The organism is Streptomyces bungoensis (assembly GCF_001514215.1).
GTDB lineage: Bacteria > Actinomycetota > Actinomycetes > Streptomycetales > Streptomycetaceae > Streptomyces > Streptomyces bungoensis.
Genome location: NZ_KQ948855.1, coordinates 272586 through 288266, shown reverse-complemented (window position 1 = coordinate 288266; position 15681 = coordinate 272586). Strand labels below are relative to the sequence as shown.

The 15681-nt window shown below is 71.6% G+C and carries 11 protein-coding genes; 5 read left to right on the top strand and 6 right to left on the bottom strand.

Going from position 1 to position 15681, the window contains the following annotated elements; all coding sequences use genetic code 11:
• Positions 1 to 102 precede the first annotated feature (102 nt).
• Genes AQJ66_RS13700 through AQJ66_RS13685 form a run of 4 tightly spaced genes read right to left on the bottom strand, consistent with a single transcriptional unit; the run spans position 103 to position 10263 of the window.
• On the bottom strand, positions 103 to 2247 hold the full coding sequence (locus AQJ66_RS13700) for a DEAD/DEAH box helicase (protein ID WP_107118929.1): 2145 nt from the start codon (positions 2245 to 2247) through the stop codon (positions 103 to 105).
• Positions 2244 to 3587, bottom strand: a complete 1344-nt coding sequence (gene brxD / locus AQJ66_RS13695) for a BREX system ATP-binding protein BrxD (protein ID WP_208611357.1) — start codon at positions 3585 to 3587, stop codon at positions 2244 to 2246. The genes AQJ66_RS13700 and brxD overlap by 4 nt, the downstream gene beginning before the upstream one ends.
• Positions 3584 to 6316, bottom strand: a complete 2733-nt coding sequence (gene pglZ, locus AQJ66_RS13690; RefSeq protein ID WP_061920653.1) for a BREX-2 system phosphatase PglZ — start codon at positions 6314 to 6316, stop codon at positions 3584 to 3586. Before pglZ ends, brxD begins: the two co-directional genes overlap by 4 nt.
• Positions 6316 to 10263 carry a BREX-2 system ATPase PglY family protein gene (locus AQJ66_RS13685; protein WP_061920651.1) on the bottom strand — a complete coding sequence of 1316 codons (3948 nt, stop codon included), beginning with the start codon at positions 10261 to 10263 and terminating at the stop codon, positions 6316 to 6318. Before AQJ66_RS13685 ends, pglZ begins: the two co-directional genes overlap by 1 nt.
• Positions 10264 to 10442: 179 nt before the next feature.
• Between AQJ66_RS13685 and AQJ66_RS13680 the strand changes: the two genes are divergently transcribed.
• A complete protein-coding gene (locus tag AQJ66_RS13680) occupies positions 10443 to 10721 on the top strand; it encodes a type II toxin-antitoxin system Phd/YefM family antitoxin (RefSeq protein WP_061920649.1) in 279 nt (92 codons plus the stop codon).
• On the top strand, positions 10718 to 10975 hold the full coding sequence (locus AQJ66_RS13675; protein WP_061920648.1) for a Txe/YoeB family addiction module toxin: 258 nt from the start codon (positions 10718 to 10720) through the stop codon (positions 10973 to 10975). Before AQJ66_RS13680 ends, AQJ66_RS13675 begins: the two co-directional genes overlap by 4 nt.
• On the opposite strand, the gene AQJ66_RS13670 is transcribed toward AQJ66_RS13675, so the two are convergent.
• Complete coding sequence (locus tag AQJ66_RS13670; RefSeq protein ID WP_061920646.1) at positions 10969 to 11400, bottom strand: ATP-binding protein; 432 nt, start codon at positions 11398 to 11400, stop codon at positions 10969 to 10971. The two genes, AQJ66_RS13675 and AQJ66_RS13670, sit on opposite strands and share 7 nt — an antisense overlap.
• A gap of 219 nt (positions 11401 to 11619) precedes the next feature.
• On the opposite strand from AQJ66_RS13670, the gene AQJ66_RS13665 reads away from it, so the two are divergent.
• On the top strand, positions 11620 to 13245 hold the full coding sequence (locus AQJ66_RS13665; RefSeq protein ID WP_244162818.1) for a restriction endonuclease fold toxin-2 domain-containing protein: 1626 nt from the start codon (positions 11620 to 11622) through the stop codon (positions 13243 to 13245).
• Between the two features lie 34 nt (positions 13246 to 13279).
• The gene (locus AQJ66_RS13660; RefSeq protein WP_061920644.1) at positions 13280 to 13714 is read left to right on the top strand and encodes a hypothetical protein; all 435 of its coding nucleotides are present in this window, start codon (positions 13280 to 13282) and stop codon (positions 13712 to 13714) included.
• 216 nt (positions 13715 to 13930) lie between these two features.
• On the opposite strand, the gene AQJ66_RS13655 is transcribed toward AQJ66_RS13660, so the two are convergent.
• Complete coding sequence (locus AQJ66_RS13655) at positions 13931 to 14704, bottom strand: hypothetical protein (protein ID WP_061920642.1); 774 nt, start codon at positions 14702 to 14704, stop codon at positions 13931 to 13933.
• 532 nt (positions 14705 to 15236) lie between these two features.
• Between AQJ66_RS13655 and AQJ66_RS38850 the strand changes: the two genes are divergently transcribed.
• Positions 15237 to 15464 carry a hypothetical protein gene (locus AQJ66_RS38850; protein ID WP_159052565.1) on the top strand — a complete coding sequence of 76 codons (228 nt, stop codon included), beginning with the start codon at positions 15237 to 15239 and terminating at the stop codon, positions 15462 to 15464.
• Positions 15465 to 15681: the final 217 nt, after the last annotated feature.

Sequence of the window (15681 nt, the reverse complement as noted above, 5' to 3'; positions counted from 1 at the left end):
CCCATGCGCGTGCCTGTGCCGGGTGGGTTCGCGTCTGCCTAGCCGCGGTCCTACGCCGGGTGCGGCGCCGCTCTTGGTTGCTCGCGCAGTTCCCCGCGCCCGTCACGGGAAGCTGACGAAGCGCACCGGCTCCGCCAGTGCCGCCCGTGCCCCGGCCTCGTCCGCCAGCCGGGCCGCCAGGGTGGCCTGTGCGAGTCGCTGGGGCAGGGCCTCCGCGAACTTCAGGCCGCGGACCGCGCGGATGTCCACATCGGGCAGGGTGAGGCCGGTTCCCGCGTCAGCGACGGCCGTGTGCCATGACTCGCGCGTCACGTCGTCGCGCAGGCGGATGAAACGGTCGTCGACGAAGCGGTGGCACAGGACGACGGACGGCAGTGACGCGGCCAGCGTGGCGTTCGCCCGGTGACCGGCCCACGTCCACCAGCGCACGTCGTCGTCACCGCGGCGGCTGATGACGGTCCCCGCCGGGTGCACCACGTCCAGGTGCGACTCCCGGGCCTCGGCCAGTTTGGCCTCGCCCCGGCGGGTGAGCAGTACCGGGGGATCGGTACCGAGCAGCACCTCGCGGGCGGCCCGGGCCAGCGTGAAGGAGCGGACCCGGTCCGGGCCGAAGCCGCTCCACTTGGCCCGCCCGCCCTCGTCCACGGGCTCCACGAAGCAGCGCCTGCGCCGCCAGTCGATGTACGTCACCAGCCAGCTGCGGCCCGCCAGGAGCAGTTTGCGGGGCCCCTCGACCTCCTCGGTGAGCAGGTCCGGGTCCGTGCGGCCGATCTCTGTCCGCCCACTGAGGACGGTGAACTCGGGCGGCGCGGTGAAGGACGCCGTCAGGTTCATGAAGTGCCGGTGCCCGAAGCGGCGTTCGGCCTCGGGCCCGATGAACAACGTGCCGCCGTCGCGCTCCAGGTATCCCTGCTCGACGAGGTGCCGTACGACGGTCTCGGCGCCCGCCCCGAACGGCCCGAGCCCGCCCCACCACTCCTGCCACAGGTTCTCCCCGACCCGGTGCTCCTGGAGGCACAGCGCGAGGAGTTGCTGCGCGATGAGGTGCCGTGGCTCAGGAGGTGCGGTCACCGGCTCCACCCAGCCGCGCGACCAGGCCAGCAGCAGGGCCGCCGCTGACAGGAACCCGGCATCGGTCAGGGCGAGGAACAGGCAGTTGCGGAGGGTGCCGGGGCGGCGTCCGGTACGGCCCAGCCGTTGCAGGAACGAGGCCACCGTGGCCGGTGCCTCCAACTGGATGACCCGGTCCAGGTCGCCGACGTCGATGCCGAGTTCCAGCGTGCTGGTGGACACGATCACGCAGTCCCGGGCCTCGGCGAAGGCCTCCTCCGCGCGCCGTCGTTCGTCGGTGGACAGCGAGGCGTGCGAGAGGAAGGTGGTGACGCCGCGCAGCCGGAGCTGCTCGCCCAGCTCCTCGACGGTGCGCCGGGTCTCGCAGAACACCAGGCGCTTCTCGCCCCGGTGCAGGGCGGCGATGACGGTGGCCGCGTTGGCGACCGAGCCGACGAAGTCCAGCTCGATGTCACCGGGCGGGACACTCACGGACGCCACGGACTGCATGCCCTCCGCCTGGGGGAGCGCTACCCCGGGAGCGATGACCTGTCCTGGCCGGCGTCCCTTGCCGGATCCCTGGAGCCAGTCCAGCAGCTCGTGCGGGTTGCCGACGGTGGCGGACAGACCGACCCGCTGCACCGGCCGTTCGACGATCTTCTGCAGCCGTTCCAGCACGGCCAGCAGATGCCAGCCGCGGTCGTCGCCGGCGAAGGCGTGCACCTCGTCGACTACCACGCTGTGCACACCGGAGAAGAACGTCCGGTGGTCCACGTTCGCGCTGACCAGCATCGCCTCCAGCGACTCGGGGGTGGTCAGCAGCAGGTCCGGGCGTTGGGACAGGATGCGCCGGCGCCTGCTGGAGGCGATGTCGCCGTGCCACAGCTCGGCCGTCCGCCCCACCCAGCCGGCGTACGTCTCCAGCCGGGGGTGCAGATTGTTGAGGAGCGCCTTGAGCGGGGTGACGTAGAGGATGCCGGTGCCCTTCCACCCGTGCCGCTGTGCGCGGGTGAGGAGGGGGAACGCGGCGGCCTCCGTCTTGCCGCCGGCGGTCGGCGCCAGCAGTACGGCGTCCTGCCCGGACAGCAGCGGCCCGATCGCCTCCTCCTGCAGTGGCCGAAGAGAGCGCCAGCCCAGCGAGTTGACGATGTGGTGGGTGAGGATCGGGTCGAGCAGGTCCAGCGCGTCGGCGCTCACGGCAGCTCCAGCTCCACGTCACCGGCGCCCGCGGCCGCGTTGCGCTCCACCTCGTCGAGTTCCGCGGTGTTCACGGTGAGGGTGTAGTGGACGCGGGGATCGAAGTCGTCGAAGGTGTCGATCCGGTCGAGCACGTCGGCGACCAGCTTCCGCAGGTACAGCCGGGGCGCGATGCCGGCCTTGCCGCCGAGCGATCCGGTGACGGCACGCGCCAGCTCGTCCAGATAGCCGTCATCGGCGCGGGCTGCGACGCGCTTCGGGTTGCGGGCGGTGGCCTCGTACACGCCGCGCACCTTGCGCCCCAGTTCCCCGAGGGAGGCCAGATCGAAGCCGGGCAGGCGCAGTTGGACGGCCCGGGGCGAGTCGAACCGCGGGTCGGTCGTGAAGTCCGTGGCCAGCCGCTGGGCGAGCGGTGCCAGGCGCTGCACGCCCTGCTGTCCGTCGTAGAAGGCGGGGGTACCGGTGATGACGAGGAACAGCCCCGGGAATCGTCCGGCGTCGATCTCGTCGAGCAGTTGGCGCAGGGCGTTGAGGGACTTCTCCCGCACGTCGCCGCGCACCCGCTGGAGGGTCTCCACCTCGTCGAGGACGAGGAGCAGCCCGGGGTGACCGCAGTCCCGCAGCACGGTCAGCAGCCCCTGGAGGAACCCGAGCGCGGCGAAGTGGTCCAGGTCGCCGCGTACCCCGGCGGCCCGTTTGGCGGAGGCGGCCACGGACTTCTGGCCGCCGAGCCAGGCGATCAGTGCCTCGGCGCGTGCTCCGTCACCGGCCGCCACGGCCTCGCGGTAGCCGCGCAGCGCGGCCGAGAAGGCGGGGGTCGTGCGGGCGACGTCCGCGAGCCGCCGCTCCAGCAACTCGTCGACGGCGCGGGCGAGTCCGGCCTCGTCGTCCTGGTCGGCGTCCCCGGCGTCGAGGACCTCCTCCTCCAGCGCGTAGAACCAGGAGTCGATCACGGCGCGCAGGGCGGACGGTGCATGGGTGGCCGTCGCCAGCCGTTCCGTGAGCCGCCGGTACACGGTCTCCAACCGGTGCAGCGGAGTCTCCGTCTCGGAGATCTGCACCTCGCTGACGGCCAGGCCCCGCCGCTTGGCCCGCTCGGCGAGCCAGCGGGCGAAGAACGTCTTGCCGGAGCCGTACTCACCGCGCAGCGCGTGGAAGGCGGAGCCGCCGCGGGCGACGGTGGCGAGGTCGTCGTCGAGGGCGCCCGCGAACCGGTCCAGGCCGACGGCGAACAGCCCGAGCCCCTGCTGCGGCACGGTGCCGCGGCGCAGCGCGTCGACCACGTCCCGGGCGCGGGCGGGGCTGATGCCCCCTGCCTGGGGGCCGTCTGCGGTGTTCACGAGGGCGTGCCTTCCAGGAACTGCTGCCGCAGCAGCTCCTTGTCGAGGTGGACGGTGCGCCCGGACTCGACCAGCTGGAGCACGGGGTAGCCGTCGATGTTGAGGAGCCGTTCGAGCATGGTGACGAACCGCTGCGGGTTGCGTTCGGACTTGCCGGTGGCGGCCTGGGCGGCGGCGGCGACGGCGGCCGGGGACAGTTTGCCGCCCGCTTCGAGCAGCGCGTCGAGCGCGGCGGCCACGGCCGGTCCGGCCGGCGCGTTCCGCACGAACTCGCGCTGCGTCTCGTACGGCTTGCTGCGCACCGTCTGTTCGCCCGGCGTGACGTGGCCCGGCTGCGGAGGCTGAGGGAACAGCCCTTCGGACTGCGCCGGCTGCTTGCGGCCGCCCTTGCCGCGGGGCGGGGCGGGCGCGGTCTCCTGCGGCTGTGCGGGTTCGGCAGCGCCCCGCCACCACTCGGGGGCGGTGTTCTCGGCGGGCAGTGCGGCCCAGCCGGCCGGGATCTCGCTGTCGGACGGCACGAACGCCAGTACGGGAACGGTGACCTCGGCGAGTGAGGCGCCGCCGTGGTAGCCGGCCTGGCGAGCGGTGTAGCGCAGGTCGTCGCGCCAGGCGGCGGCGACGCGCCCGCCGCCGGCCCGGACACGTGGCCCGGCGAGCTCCACCTCGCCGGACTGGGCGGGCCCGGTACGCCAGCGGGCTCCCTGCACGCCCTCGGCGACCACGGGGCCCGCCTCGCGCGGGCCGCGGTCCAGGACGTGCCCGTGGTCGGAGACGAGCAGGACCGGACGGCCGGCGCCGAGGGCGGCGCCCAGCAGGTCGGCCAGCTTGGCGATGTCGCCGATGCGCCAGCGGGCGCGCCCGCTCTCGCGTCCGTCCGCGAGGGCGTCGTCGATGGTGTTGAGGATGACCCCGACGATCGTTCTGTCGTCGGCGAGCGCGCCGAGGAGTTCGGGTGCGAGCCGGTGTCCGGCCGTTCCTTCGAAGCCGCCCTTGTGGAAGAGCACCGCTTCCCGACGGCGCTTCTTCCAGAAGGCCGTGAACCCGGCCCGCTCCACGTCCTGGCCGCCCTCGGCGGGCGCTCCGCAGAGCAGCGACGCCCGGCTGATCTTCGTCAGGGTGGGCAGCATGGCGACGGCGGCGAGCCGGCCCGCCTCCGCGGCGGGGACGATCTCGGTCCAGTTCCGCCGGTCGAACCCGGCGGCGAGTTCGACGGCCACGTCGGCACTCATCCCGTCCAGGACGAGGATGAGCGGCCGTCCGCCGTCCCGGGCGAGGGGCGCGGCCGCCTCCGCGAGCACGTCCTCGATCAGCAGTGCCCCGTTCGGAGCCTGCTGGGAGGCGGCCTCGGTCCAGGTGGCGAGGACGGCGGCGAACTGCTCGTCGAGTTGCCGGCGCCGGTCGCGCACCCGGGCGATCAGCCGGTGGTACGCCTCTCCGACCTCGCTGTCCCGCGAGGCGTCGCCCTCGGCGAGTATTCCGGCCGCCAGGTCCACCCAGCCGGTGGACTCCATGTGGTGGCGCACGCTCCTGCCGACCGAGCCCGGGGCGGCCTGCGGGGTGTCGAGCCAGCGCAACAGGCGTACGGCGGTCCGGGCCCGCTCGGTGGATTCGGTGTGCAGGACGGCGAGCTGGTGGTCGGCGAGATCGCGCAGCGCGGCCTGGGCCGGGCCGGGCCGTCCGTCGAGTGCGGCGGCGAGTGACCGCAGCCGCGTCCGGTAGCCGGAGGGCAGCAGTCGGTCCCCGGCCAGCAGGCCGGTCAGCCGGGCGGTCTCGGCGAGTTGGTCGGCACGCTCCAGCACGGCCAGGACCCGGCTGTGGGCGTCCGCGCCCGCCCCTCCGCCCGCCTCCGCCTGCGCGATCCACCGGGTGAGCACGCCGGTGGCCGCCGCCGCGTACGGGCCGAGTACGTCGAACGAGCCGAGCGCCCGGCCGAACAGCGTGCCGAGCGCGAACCCGGCGTCGGCGGCCGACGGGCAGGCGAGGACGGCCGAGGCGAGCGCGCCGAGCGGCAGCGCGTCGGCGCCCCGCCCGTCGGCCGCCAGCGCGAGCAGCGTGGGTGCGGCGGGCCCGGTCACCTCCTCCAGCCATTCCGCCAGTCCGGCCCGCTGCTGGTCGGGCAGTTCGGCGAACAGCCGGGGACCGGCCGGGGTGCGGCTCCAGTCGAAGAGGGTGTCGGCGTCCAGGTCGAGGGAGTCGGCGCGCATGTCGCCGAGGCCGACGCGGGCGGCGAGCAGGGCGCGCAGTGCCCGGTCGCGGGTGAGGACGGACCCGGCTCTGGGCCAGCCGCCGGGCGGTTCGGCCTCCAGGAGCGCGTCGAGCAGCCAGGTCTCGCGCACCATCCGGGTGTCCAGGTCACCGGCCCCGAACAGCTGCTTGACGATGTCGGCCTGCTCGACGGCCAGCGGCCTGCGCCGCACGGCGTGTCCGCGCAGGTCCCAGCCCAGCTGGTCGGCGGGGACCCTGCCGGTGACGACGAGGACGCTGTCCCCGCCGGGGTCGGTCTCGGTGGTGTGGCGCCGCCAGGCGTCGGCGATGCCGAGCGGCGAGTCCTGGTCGGTGACGTGCACGCGCCGGGCGGCGCCGTCCACCCGCACGGTGAACTCCCGCTCCTCGTCACCGCCCGCCCACACGGCGTCGACCAGCACCAGCCGCCGCCCCTCGGCCCGCGGCAGCTCCGTCTCCAGCAGCACCTCGACGGCACGCCGCCCGGCGGCGGGCCGGGCGGCCATCAGCGGGCCCCTTCGGCGTCCTCGGCGGAGGACTCGCCCGAGGACTCGCCGGAGGGTGCGACCGGCTTCCAGCTGATCTCCACGGAGGCGTCCGGATGCGCGGCCAGGAAGGCGCGGATGTCGTCGCGGACGCCCGCCAGGCCGTCGGCCAGCCGCTGCTCCAGCGGGGTGGCCCCGCCGGCCGCGATGAGCCGCCGCCCGGACGACGCGCGCGGCGCGGCCGGGCCGTCGGCCGGCGCAGCGGGGGCGGGCTCCGGCCGTGCCGCCGCCGGTACGGCGTCCCCGTCCGGCCCTGCCGGGACGGCACCGCCGGCTCCCGGCCGCGGATGGTGTGTCGCTACCTCCGGCTCGCTCACCCGCACGTCCCGCGCCCCCGGAGCCGGCTCCTGGCGCGGTGTGAACACGGTCTCCACCTGGAGCGCGGCGTTGATGATGGAGTTGGCCTTCTCCCCGGCGTGGCCGAGCACCGGCACCAGCGACCGCTCGAACTCCGAGGCACGGGCGGCGAGGGCGATCTCGTCGAAGAGCCGCCGGGCCCGGTCGCCGACGCCGTCCTCCCGGCCGGTCAGCCCGCGCACGTTGGTCAGCGCCGGCCAGGCGGCCTCGTCCAGGGCCCGCAGCACCTCACCGGCGCTGCCCATGGCGGTGTTCAGGTCCCGCTCGGTGGCCGTGCAGGACGCGGAGGCCAGCTCGCGCACCAGGGCGGTGGCGTCGCTGCCGTGCCGGGTCAGCCGGGCGAGCAGGCCGGCAGCCTCCCGCAGGATCGCCACCCGGGGCGCGGGCTCACCGGGCGCGTCGAGGCCGAGCAGCGCCGCGTGCCGGTCCAGCGAGGCCCGCACCCCGGCGACGTCCCGCTCCCAGGCGTCCGCCTTGGCGCGGATGTCCTCGGCGAGCCGGTTGACGTTCCGGGCGTACATGTTCGGCTTGGCGGAGACGCCGAACAGCCGGGCCGCCCGCTCGCGGGCCGCCGCGTACTCGTCCTCGCTGGGCAGGGGCTGCGAACGCAGCGACCAGCCGGGCCCGATCTCGTGCAGCGCGGGCGCCTCCCGCTCCGGGCCGCCCTGGTACACCCAGGCCCGGTCGTCCAGCAGCGCGTACGCGGAGATGAGCAGGTTCCCGGTGAGCTTGTCGAGGCCCCCGTAGCCGAGGTCCCTGGTGATCCAGCCGCGGATGTCCTCGACGGCCAGGTCACCGCGCTGCTTGTGCGCGGAGGCGGCCTGGTTGATCCGGGTGCGCCAGTCCTGCCGCATGACCAGCGGACCGTCGTGCACCGTGCCCAGCTCGAGCGGTTCCACGACCCGCTTGACGGTCTTCAGGTGGTGGCTGTCGACGTTCTGGGCGCGCCCGCCCTCGTCCATGGCCCGGGTGATCCACTCCAGGGCGGTCCGCAGCTCGGCCGGGCTCACCGCCTTGCGCTGCCCCTTGCCGTCGAGTCCGAAGTCGGGGTGCTTCGGGTACAGCGCGGAGAACATGCCGTCGGCCAGATGCTGCACGTTCGCCTCGAAGCCCTTGCCGCCCTCCTCGCGCGGCTGCGCGAACTCCGGCTGGAGCGAGAGCACGTGCCGGCCGTCGGGCACCTCGGGGCCGGGGTTGGCGTCGGTCGGCCGGGCCAGCCCGTACACCTCGGCGAGCGCGCCGGTGAGCTGGTCGGTGAGGGTGTCGCGGGCCACCTCCAGCTGTCGCCGGACCTTGGCCCGGTCGTCGGGCGGGAAGTTGCCGGTGTAGTCGGTGAGCCGGTCGCGTTCCAGCAGGAAGTTGATCCGCATCAGCCGGCCGAGCTGGGCGCGGCGCTGGTCGGAGAAGAAGTCGGTGAGCCACACCAGGGTCGGTGCGGTCACCCCGTCCTTCCTCAGCTGTTCCACGCGGTGGAAGTCGTCGCTGGGGTAGTGGTCGCCGTCGTCGAAGGGGTAGTCGACGACGAACCGCACGTTGCCCGCGGTCGCCGGGGTGAACTGCTCGTCCGGCAGGTCGGCCCGGTCCCGCACGTTGCCGAAGACGAACTCGGCGAGGCGCCGGGTGCCCCGCCAGACGATCTCCTTCTCGGCGACGAACTGCCCGTCCCGGACGCCGACGGCCTCCCAGATCCGGTCGCGCAGCCACACCCGGCGCACGCCCGCCTTGTCCTCCTCGGCGACCGCGTCGAGCAGCGGCTCGATGTCCAGCTCGGACAGGTGCAGCGAGAACACCGGGTCGGTCTCGCCGTCGGAACGCACCTCGGACGGGAACGCGGCCTGCAGGTCCCGCATGCGCCGTACGACGACGTCACCGGCCGGCACGGTACGGGAGCGCACGGAGCCGTGGTTGAGGGCGGCGAGCCGGGCCCCGGTGAGCCGGCGCAGCGCGGGCACGTCCGGGGCGAGCGCGCCCAGCAGCAGGGTCTTCACGAACCGGTCGTCGGCCCGGAAGTCGGCGTGCGTGTCGGAGCCGTACTTCTCCAGCAGGTGGGTGCGCGCCTTGCCGTAGAACTTCACGGCCGCCTCGGATTCGCGCTTCAGCTTGTCGGTGAAGGCGGCCCCGGAGCCGTCGACGAGGACGTCCCACAGGTCACCGAGCGGGATGAGCTGCCCGACGGCGGCGCCCGCGTTCTTCTGCAGCAGCTGCTGCACCAGCTTCAGACCGGTCCGCTCGCGCTGGAGGGCGCCGGAGAGGGCGACGAGCACGTTGAGCAGCGCGGGGGAGAGCGGGTAGACGGCGCGGAAGTCGGTCCAGTCGGCGTGGGTGGCGCCGCCGCCGTCCAGCAGGATGTCCTTGACCTGCTGGTTGGACCGGTCGACCCCGCCGAAGGCGTTCTCCAGCACCACGTCCTTGCCGGGTAGCGGCTTCAGCACCCGCTCCTTGATGATCTCCGGCAGGTTGCGGTCCTCCAGGTCGACCGTGTCGAACCGCTCGTTCAGGTATTCGAGCGCCTGTTCCATGGCCTTGACGTCGGCGCCGAGCACGTCGGAGCCGACGAGCTGGGACAGGTCGCGCTGACGGGAGATGAACGACACGATCGGCACCGGCCGGTCGGCGTCCCCGGACTCGATCAGCTTCACCAGCTTCTGGATCTCGCTGTTGACGAAGGTCCGGTCCCGCATGTGCGCCTGGAGCCACAGCACCAGCTCGTCGAGGAACAGCACGACACCGTCGTAGTTCAGGGCGCGCGCGTGGCGGCTGATCGCGGACAGCCCGTTCTCCAGCGGCACGTACTTGGCGGCGTCGCCGCGCGCGCTCTCGGCGTACGACCGCATCGGCCCGGTGAGCAGCGCGGACACCAGCCGCTCGCGGCGCGAGTCCCCGGCCGGCGCGTCGAAGGCGTCGTCCAGCTCGCTCGAGGTCCAGGCCCCGCCGGCGCCGATCACCTGAAGCTCGTCATCGTCGTCGTCACCGCCCGCGGTAGCACCGTCCGCGGGCAGCAGCCGGACGAACGCGTCGTCGCCGAGCTGCTCCCGCATGCGCCGGGCGTCGGCAAGCATGGCGTCGGAGCGGAACACGGTCGGCGTGGGCGCCTTGGGGTGCTGCTCGCGCACGGCCCGCACGTACCCGCCGAGCAGCGCCTCGTCCAGGTTGGCCGCGCCGACCAGGTGGTACGGCACCATGAGGAACCTCTTGCCGCGCAGCCACTCGTCGTGCTCGGCGATGACCTCTCGGAGCCGCGGCTTGGCCCGCGCGGAGGCGTCCCCGTTGAGGACGGCGTGCAGCACGGTCAGGAAGTGGCTCTTACCGGCGCCGAAGGAACCGTGCAGGTAGGCGGCGTACGAGGCGTTCTTGCGCACGGCGCCGCGCACCAGCTTCAGCGCCTTGTCGAACTGCTCCCTGAGCTGCGGCGTGACGACGTACTCCTCGACCCGCCCCGCCGAGTCACCGGTGAACCCCTGGGACAGCTCGACCTTGAAGTCGCCGGCGTAGACGTCCTCCTTGATGTCGAGGACGTCCCTCAGTACGACGGTGTCGCCACCCCTGGCCATCGGCTGCTCCCGCTCCCCGGTGAAACCCGTGCCCCTTACAACTCCTCCTTATCCTGCCAGCTCGGGCGGGACTCTCGGCCGGGGAAGCATGAGATGAGTGCGACTGGTACCGCATGCTTGTACCATCGCACTGGTACGGCTTTTCCGTACCATTTCTGCCGATCCGGAGGGAGCGGGCCATGTCCATCACCGCCAGCGAGGCCCGAGCCAGGCTTTTCCCGTTGATCCAGCAGGTCAACGACGATCACGAGCCCGTCGAGATCACGTCCAGGGGCGGCAACGCCATACTGATGTCCGCCGACGACTTCCGCTCCTGGCAGGAGACCGTCTACCTGCTGCGTTCACCAGCCAATGCCGCCCACCTCATGGCGGCCGTCGCCGCCGACAAAGCTGCCGACACTCCGGTGATCACCAAGAGCATGGAGGAACTCCAGGCCCTTGCGGAGGACGGGGAGTGAGGGACGTACGGTTTCGTCCTACCGGGTGGGAGGACCTCCTGTACTGGCAGGACGCCGACAAGAAGCTGTTCCGCAAGCTTGTCCGCCTTATCGGCGAGATCCAGCGCGACCCCTTCACCGGCATCGGCAAACCGGAACCATTGAAGGGTGACCTGTCCGGCTACTGGTCGCGCCGGATCGACGACGAGCACCGACTCGTCTACCGGGCCACCGAGAAGGAAGTTGTGATCATCAAGGCCCGGTACCACTACTGACCTTCGCGCGATGCCAACGGAACCCCGGTGCCTACGACGGCCCACACGGTCTTGCCGGGAGCACCAGGGCGGTCCGTCACACCCCACTCCTTGGCCAGTGCGCCGACCATGACGAGTCCCCGCCCGCCGTCCTCCTCGCTCCCGGCGTCCCGCACCACGGGCAGACGCTCACCGCGGGTGTCGCTCACCTCGATGCGGACCCCGTTCTCGCCGTCCTGTCGGCACAGCCGCAGCTCGGCGTCCCGGCCCGGGACCCGGCCGTGCGTGACGGCGTTCGCGGCCAGCTCGGCGACGATCAGCTCGACGGTGTCGTTCGCCGTGCCGCCGTACGGCCAGCCCCAGGCGTCCATCTGCTGGGAGGCGAGCCGACGGGCGAGGCGTGCGCCGCGCGGAGTCGCTGTGAACCGGAGGGTGAAGGTCGTCATGCACCCAAAGATTTCGCCCCGCGTTCGGCGTGACCAGCAGAAACGGCACTACAGCCCGGCTTTGTGGGACCGCGGACGGCTGGTGTGGGGGGTGTCGGGCCGCCACGCGCGCCGAGGCATCCTTTGGCTCACGGTGGCCCTGTCCCGAAGATCCTCGTGCGGTAGAACAGAGGTCCGATCGCCCTTCTGCTGGGCGAGTGAGGCCTGGGGGAGTGCGTGGTGCTGCGACCGGACGTGAAACTGATCGTGGACGGCATGATCAAGGCGTCCATGACCATGGTGGACAGCGTCATGGTCGGCACCCGGGACACCGCCATCGCGGTCTTCCACGAACTAGACCGGCAGCACGGCATGGCCGGAGACGATGATGCCGGCCGCGCCTTCGCGAAGGTGTACCGGTCTGCGGCGGCCACCACACTCGACAAGATGGGCTTCAGCGCCTATGTGATGGGCGAGACGGGTAAGGGCCTGATGCGTACGTGCCGCGAGTTCATGGCACGGGAGAGCAGCATCGCCTCCGCCATTCTCGGCAAGCAGGTGGACCTGACCGACGGCATGGGCGACCCGGGAGCGGACTGCCCCGAAAGCTTCCTCGGGCTGGGCCAGGAACTCCCGGAGGTCGTGGGCGACACTGCGTGGTACGACCAGTACGCTCCCGCCGGGATGAGCGACCGGTTTCGCGGCTCCCCGGAGAAACTCCGGGACGTGGCGGGCACCTGGCACCGCGGCGCGAAGCTGATGACGCGTTTGCTGGAGGACGCGCAGGCCTGCGCGCACACCGCTGACAAGGCGCACTCCGGTGAGGCCGCCGACGCGTTCCGCAACTACTTCAAGGGCTTCGTCGGCTTCTCGGTGCCCCCCGAGCGGGCCCACCCGGACGAGCCGCTGGTCGCCAATCTCGTGGCCGCGTGTGCCCAGCTGGCGAAGGCGTGCGACCGGTACGCCGATCACGTCGAAGCGGCCAAGGCGCAGATCACCGAGGACCGGGTCGACCCCTTCCATGTGGACATGCCGTGGGACGCGCCCATGTTCGGCGGCAACGGTGACGACGGCGGCCTCCTCGACGCCGTTCTCGGTGACCCGTGGATCCACCGGCTCGGCGACGTCGCTCACGCCCTCGACGACTCCGAGAAGCGCGTCAAGCTGCCCCAGGGCTCGGACGACCCGCCGGGGCTGCCCGGCCTGCCGCTGCTCCCGGTCCCCGAGCCCGTGCCCGTACCGCTCGCTCTCGCCTCGTACAAGGGAGGTGTGCCGGGGATCGTGCCGGCCGTCTACCGGGATCCCGACCCCAACGTGGCCCACCAGGACCCCCTGCCGCCGGTGCCCGGCACCACCCGGATGCTCACCGATGCCGAGCGGAGGTCGTTCGAGAGGTGGGTGAACACGTTGCGACCCATGGGCTTCGGCGGGCGGCCCGACGTGACAGACCCCGCCAACGCCTACCAACTGCGGACCGCCGGCTACCCCGAGCGGCTCATACCGTTGCCCGCCGATGCCCGAAAGGGCGCCATCGCGGCGGACGGCATGCGGCCGGTCGACGGCTACATGGTCGACGCCAAATACGTGCAGGGCACCGATGACGAGTGCAAGAAGAACTCGTTCCGTACACCGGACACTTTCGCACTAGAAGACAAGTACGACGAGAACGGCAAGAAGAAATGGAGTAAGAAGGACGTTCTTGTCGGCAAGGATGAGAAGGAACTGAACGACTACCGGCTGGCGATGAACGAGCACGAGCAGATCCGCGGCCTGGAGATCATGACGAACGACAAGGATGCTGCCGCCTATTGGCAGACACTCATGGCTGTCCAGCAAGTCAGGGGAACCTCCCGGTACGTGCCCTGATCTCGAACGCGAACGACGAAGGAAACCTCCCACCGTGGACCTCGACGACTACCAGACGACCTACCTGCTCTACGCGCCCGCCAAGAACCCCGCCGGCTGGAATCTCGACCTGGCCGCGTTCGGCGCCGCGCTCGACGCCGCGTTCCACGACGTTCGCTACGAGACTGAGCAGGGCCGCCAACTGCGGCTGTGTTTCTGGGCCGTGACGGAGGACGGAATCGTGTTCGACGGCTTCGCCACCAACGAAGGCCGGGACACGGTCCTCCTCACGGACAACACCCCCGGTGAAGCGGCCGTCTTCATCGCCTGGCTCCGTGATTCGTTCCTTCCGTCACCGGACCTGATCCGCTTCACCACGGAGCCCGCTGTGGAGCGGGGGATCGAGACGGACTGGCGCGTGCCCGCGACTGCCGACACAGCGAGCATCGCCGAGGAGCTGAAGCATCACATCCAGGTCGTAGAGGGCTGAACGGCCAGGGCCACGCCTTCCACCCTGTCGGCGGGGGACTCGGTCACGCGGACACCCGGCGCACTCTGTTGTCGTCCGTCACCTCGTACACCTATATCCGCAGCAGGTCGCGGACGTGGCCCGAAACGCGCTCGACGGCCTTCACGGACGAGGACGGCACGACGAGCGCGTACCAGGTCCGGGCATCCAGGCACAGACCGGTCCGCAGGTGACGGGTCAGGCCTCGACCCGCTGCACGGTGATCTCGAACTGTTCCCCGGCCTCTTCCCACTGGGCCACCAGCGGGCTGCCTTCCTCCCTGCACTTGCGCATGTACCAAAGGCAGAGGCCGAGGTCGGAGCCGGGGCTGCAGAACGCGCGCAGATGTGCGCGGATCCCAGCATGCTCCACGGCCGCGATCGCTGCCTCTGTCGCCGCGTCCTTCTCCTCACACGGCACGAGGCCGTCGGAGCCCTCGCCGATACCGGTGGCGACCCGGAGGGCATCGAGAAGAGTGCCGTCCGACGCGATTCTGGCCCGCACCACGCACCACGTCTTCGCGGGCAGGTCCGGCGAGGTGAGGTCGACCCCGTGGCGTGCGGTCAGGCGCGCCAGATCGGCGCCCCTGACTACAGGCCGGCGTTCGTGACCTCGCACCTTGACGGCCGCCAGGTCTTCCTTGAAAGCCGCTGGGAAGTCCACCGCGGTGTCGATCTCGAACAGTGACCGGCTCGCGTCGAACCGGAGCTCCGGGTAGCCCACCTCGTCGAGCAGCAGCAGGTTCTCGTTGGTTATCGTCTCCCGGCCGGCGAGAGCGGCCGGCTCCAACCAGGCGGGATCCGTGTCGGCCTGGGATTCGTAGAGCCAGCTGCCGCTGTAGTCGGCCGCGTATTCCGCGCCAAAATCGAAGTCCGCGAGGGGATGGCCCAGCAGGACGCCGAAGGCCTGCGTCAGTGACGACTCCCAGTCGTCACCAGTGGCGGGGATGGGGAGGTTGGACATGACGTTCACGACTTTCCATGGGATGGGGACCGTGACGACGGTGGACGGGGTCCATGCACGGAGCAAACGATCAGGACCGACTGTACGAGGAACCGCTGACATCGCCCCCGCCTCCAAACAGCAGTGATACGCGTCGACCGGCAGCCTTACCTGTCGGCCCCCGGCTCCGGTGTCCCCGAGCAGCCGGCCGAACCTGTGTCGCGTCAGGGCGTTTTCGCCGGTACCTGATCGCACAGGCCGTTGACGTACGGCTCCTCGCTGTCGTGTCTCGCTCCCATGGCGAGCATGCCGCCAGGGACCTCTGGCGACGGGGACTCATGTGACGACGGGCTCCCGCAGGGTGGGCGGCGTGCGTGGCCCGGGCCGACCGGGCGCGTGTGCAGGCGAGTTGCGGCAACGGCGGCACAGTGTGTCCTTGTCGACCGGCCGCGTTCGTGCGCTGCTCCAGCCAGGCACGGACGGAGGTCCTGGAGCGGGGAGGAGAAGGAGGGCGGACCGGTAACGAGCGGGCCACAGGATCGTACGCCCGCCGCGTTTTCTGGTGATCAACGCGACTCCTGTGACACCATCAACCACCGCTTTATGCAGGGGGGTTGTTCAAATGGCGGGTTGGACCAAAGATCACAAAATCGCGATCATCGTCGCTGTTATCGGACTGGTGGGGGCGATCACCGCTGCGCTGATTACCGGGATGCTGGCGTCGGACACCAATGACATCCATCAGCGGACGGGCAAGGACGGCAACATCTGCATCAACTCACAGTGCTGAGCGGGGACGGAGAACATGAAGGCCATGAAGGCCTGGCGAAGAGCCCCCCGGGCACTGGCACTGGCGGCGCTGTGCGCCCTCGCGCTCACGTCGTGCAAGGACACCACGATCAACCAGCACGCGGGCGGGGGCGCCGCGGTGTGTCAGGACTCGACCTGCTCCGACGGGGGATCCCCGGGCGGGCAGGACGCCCCTTCCCCCGCCGACTCCCCGTCGA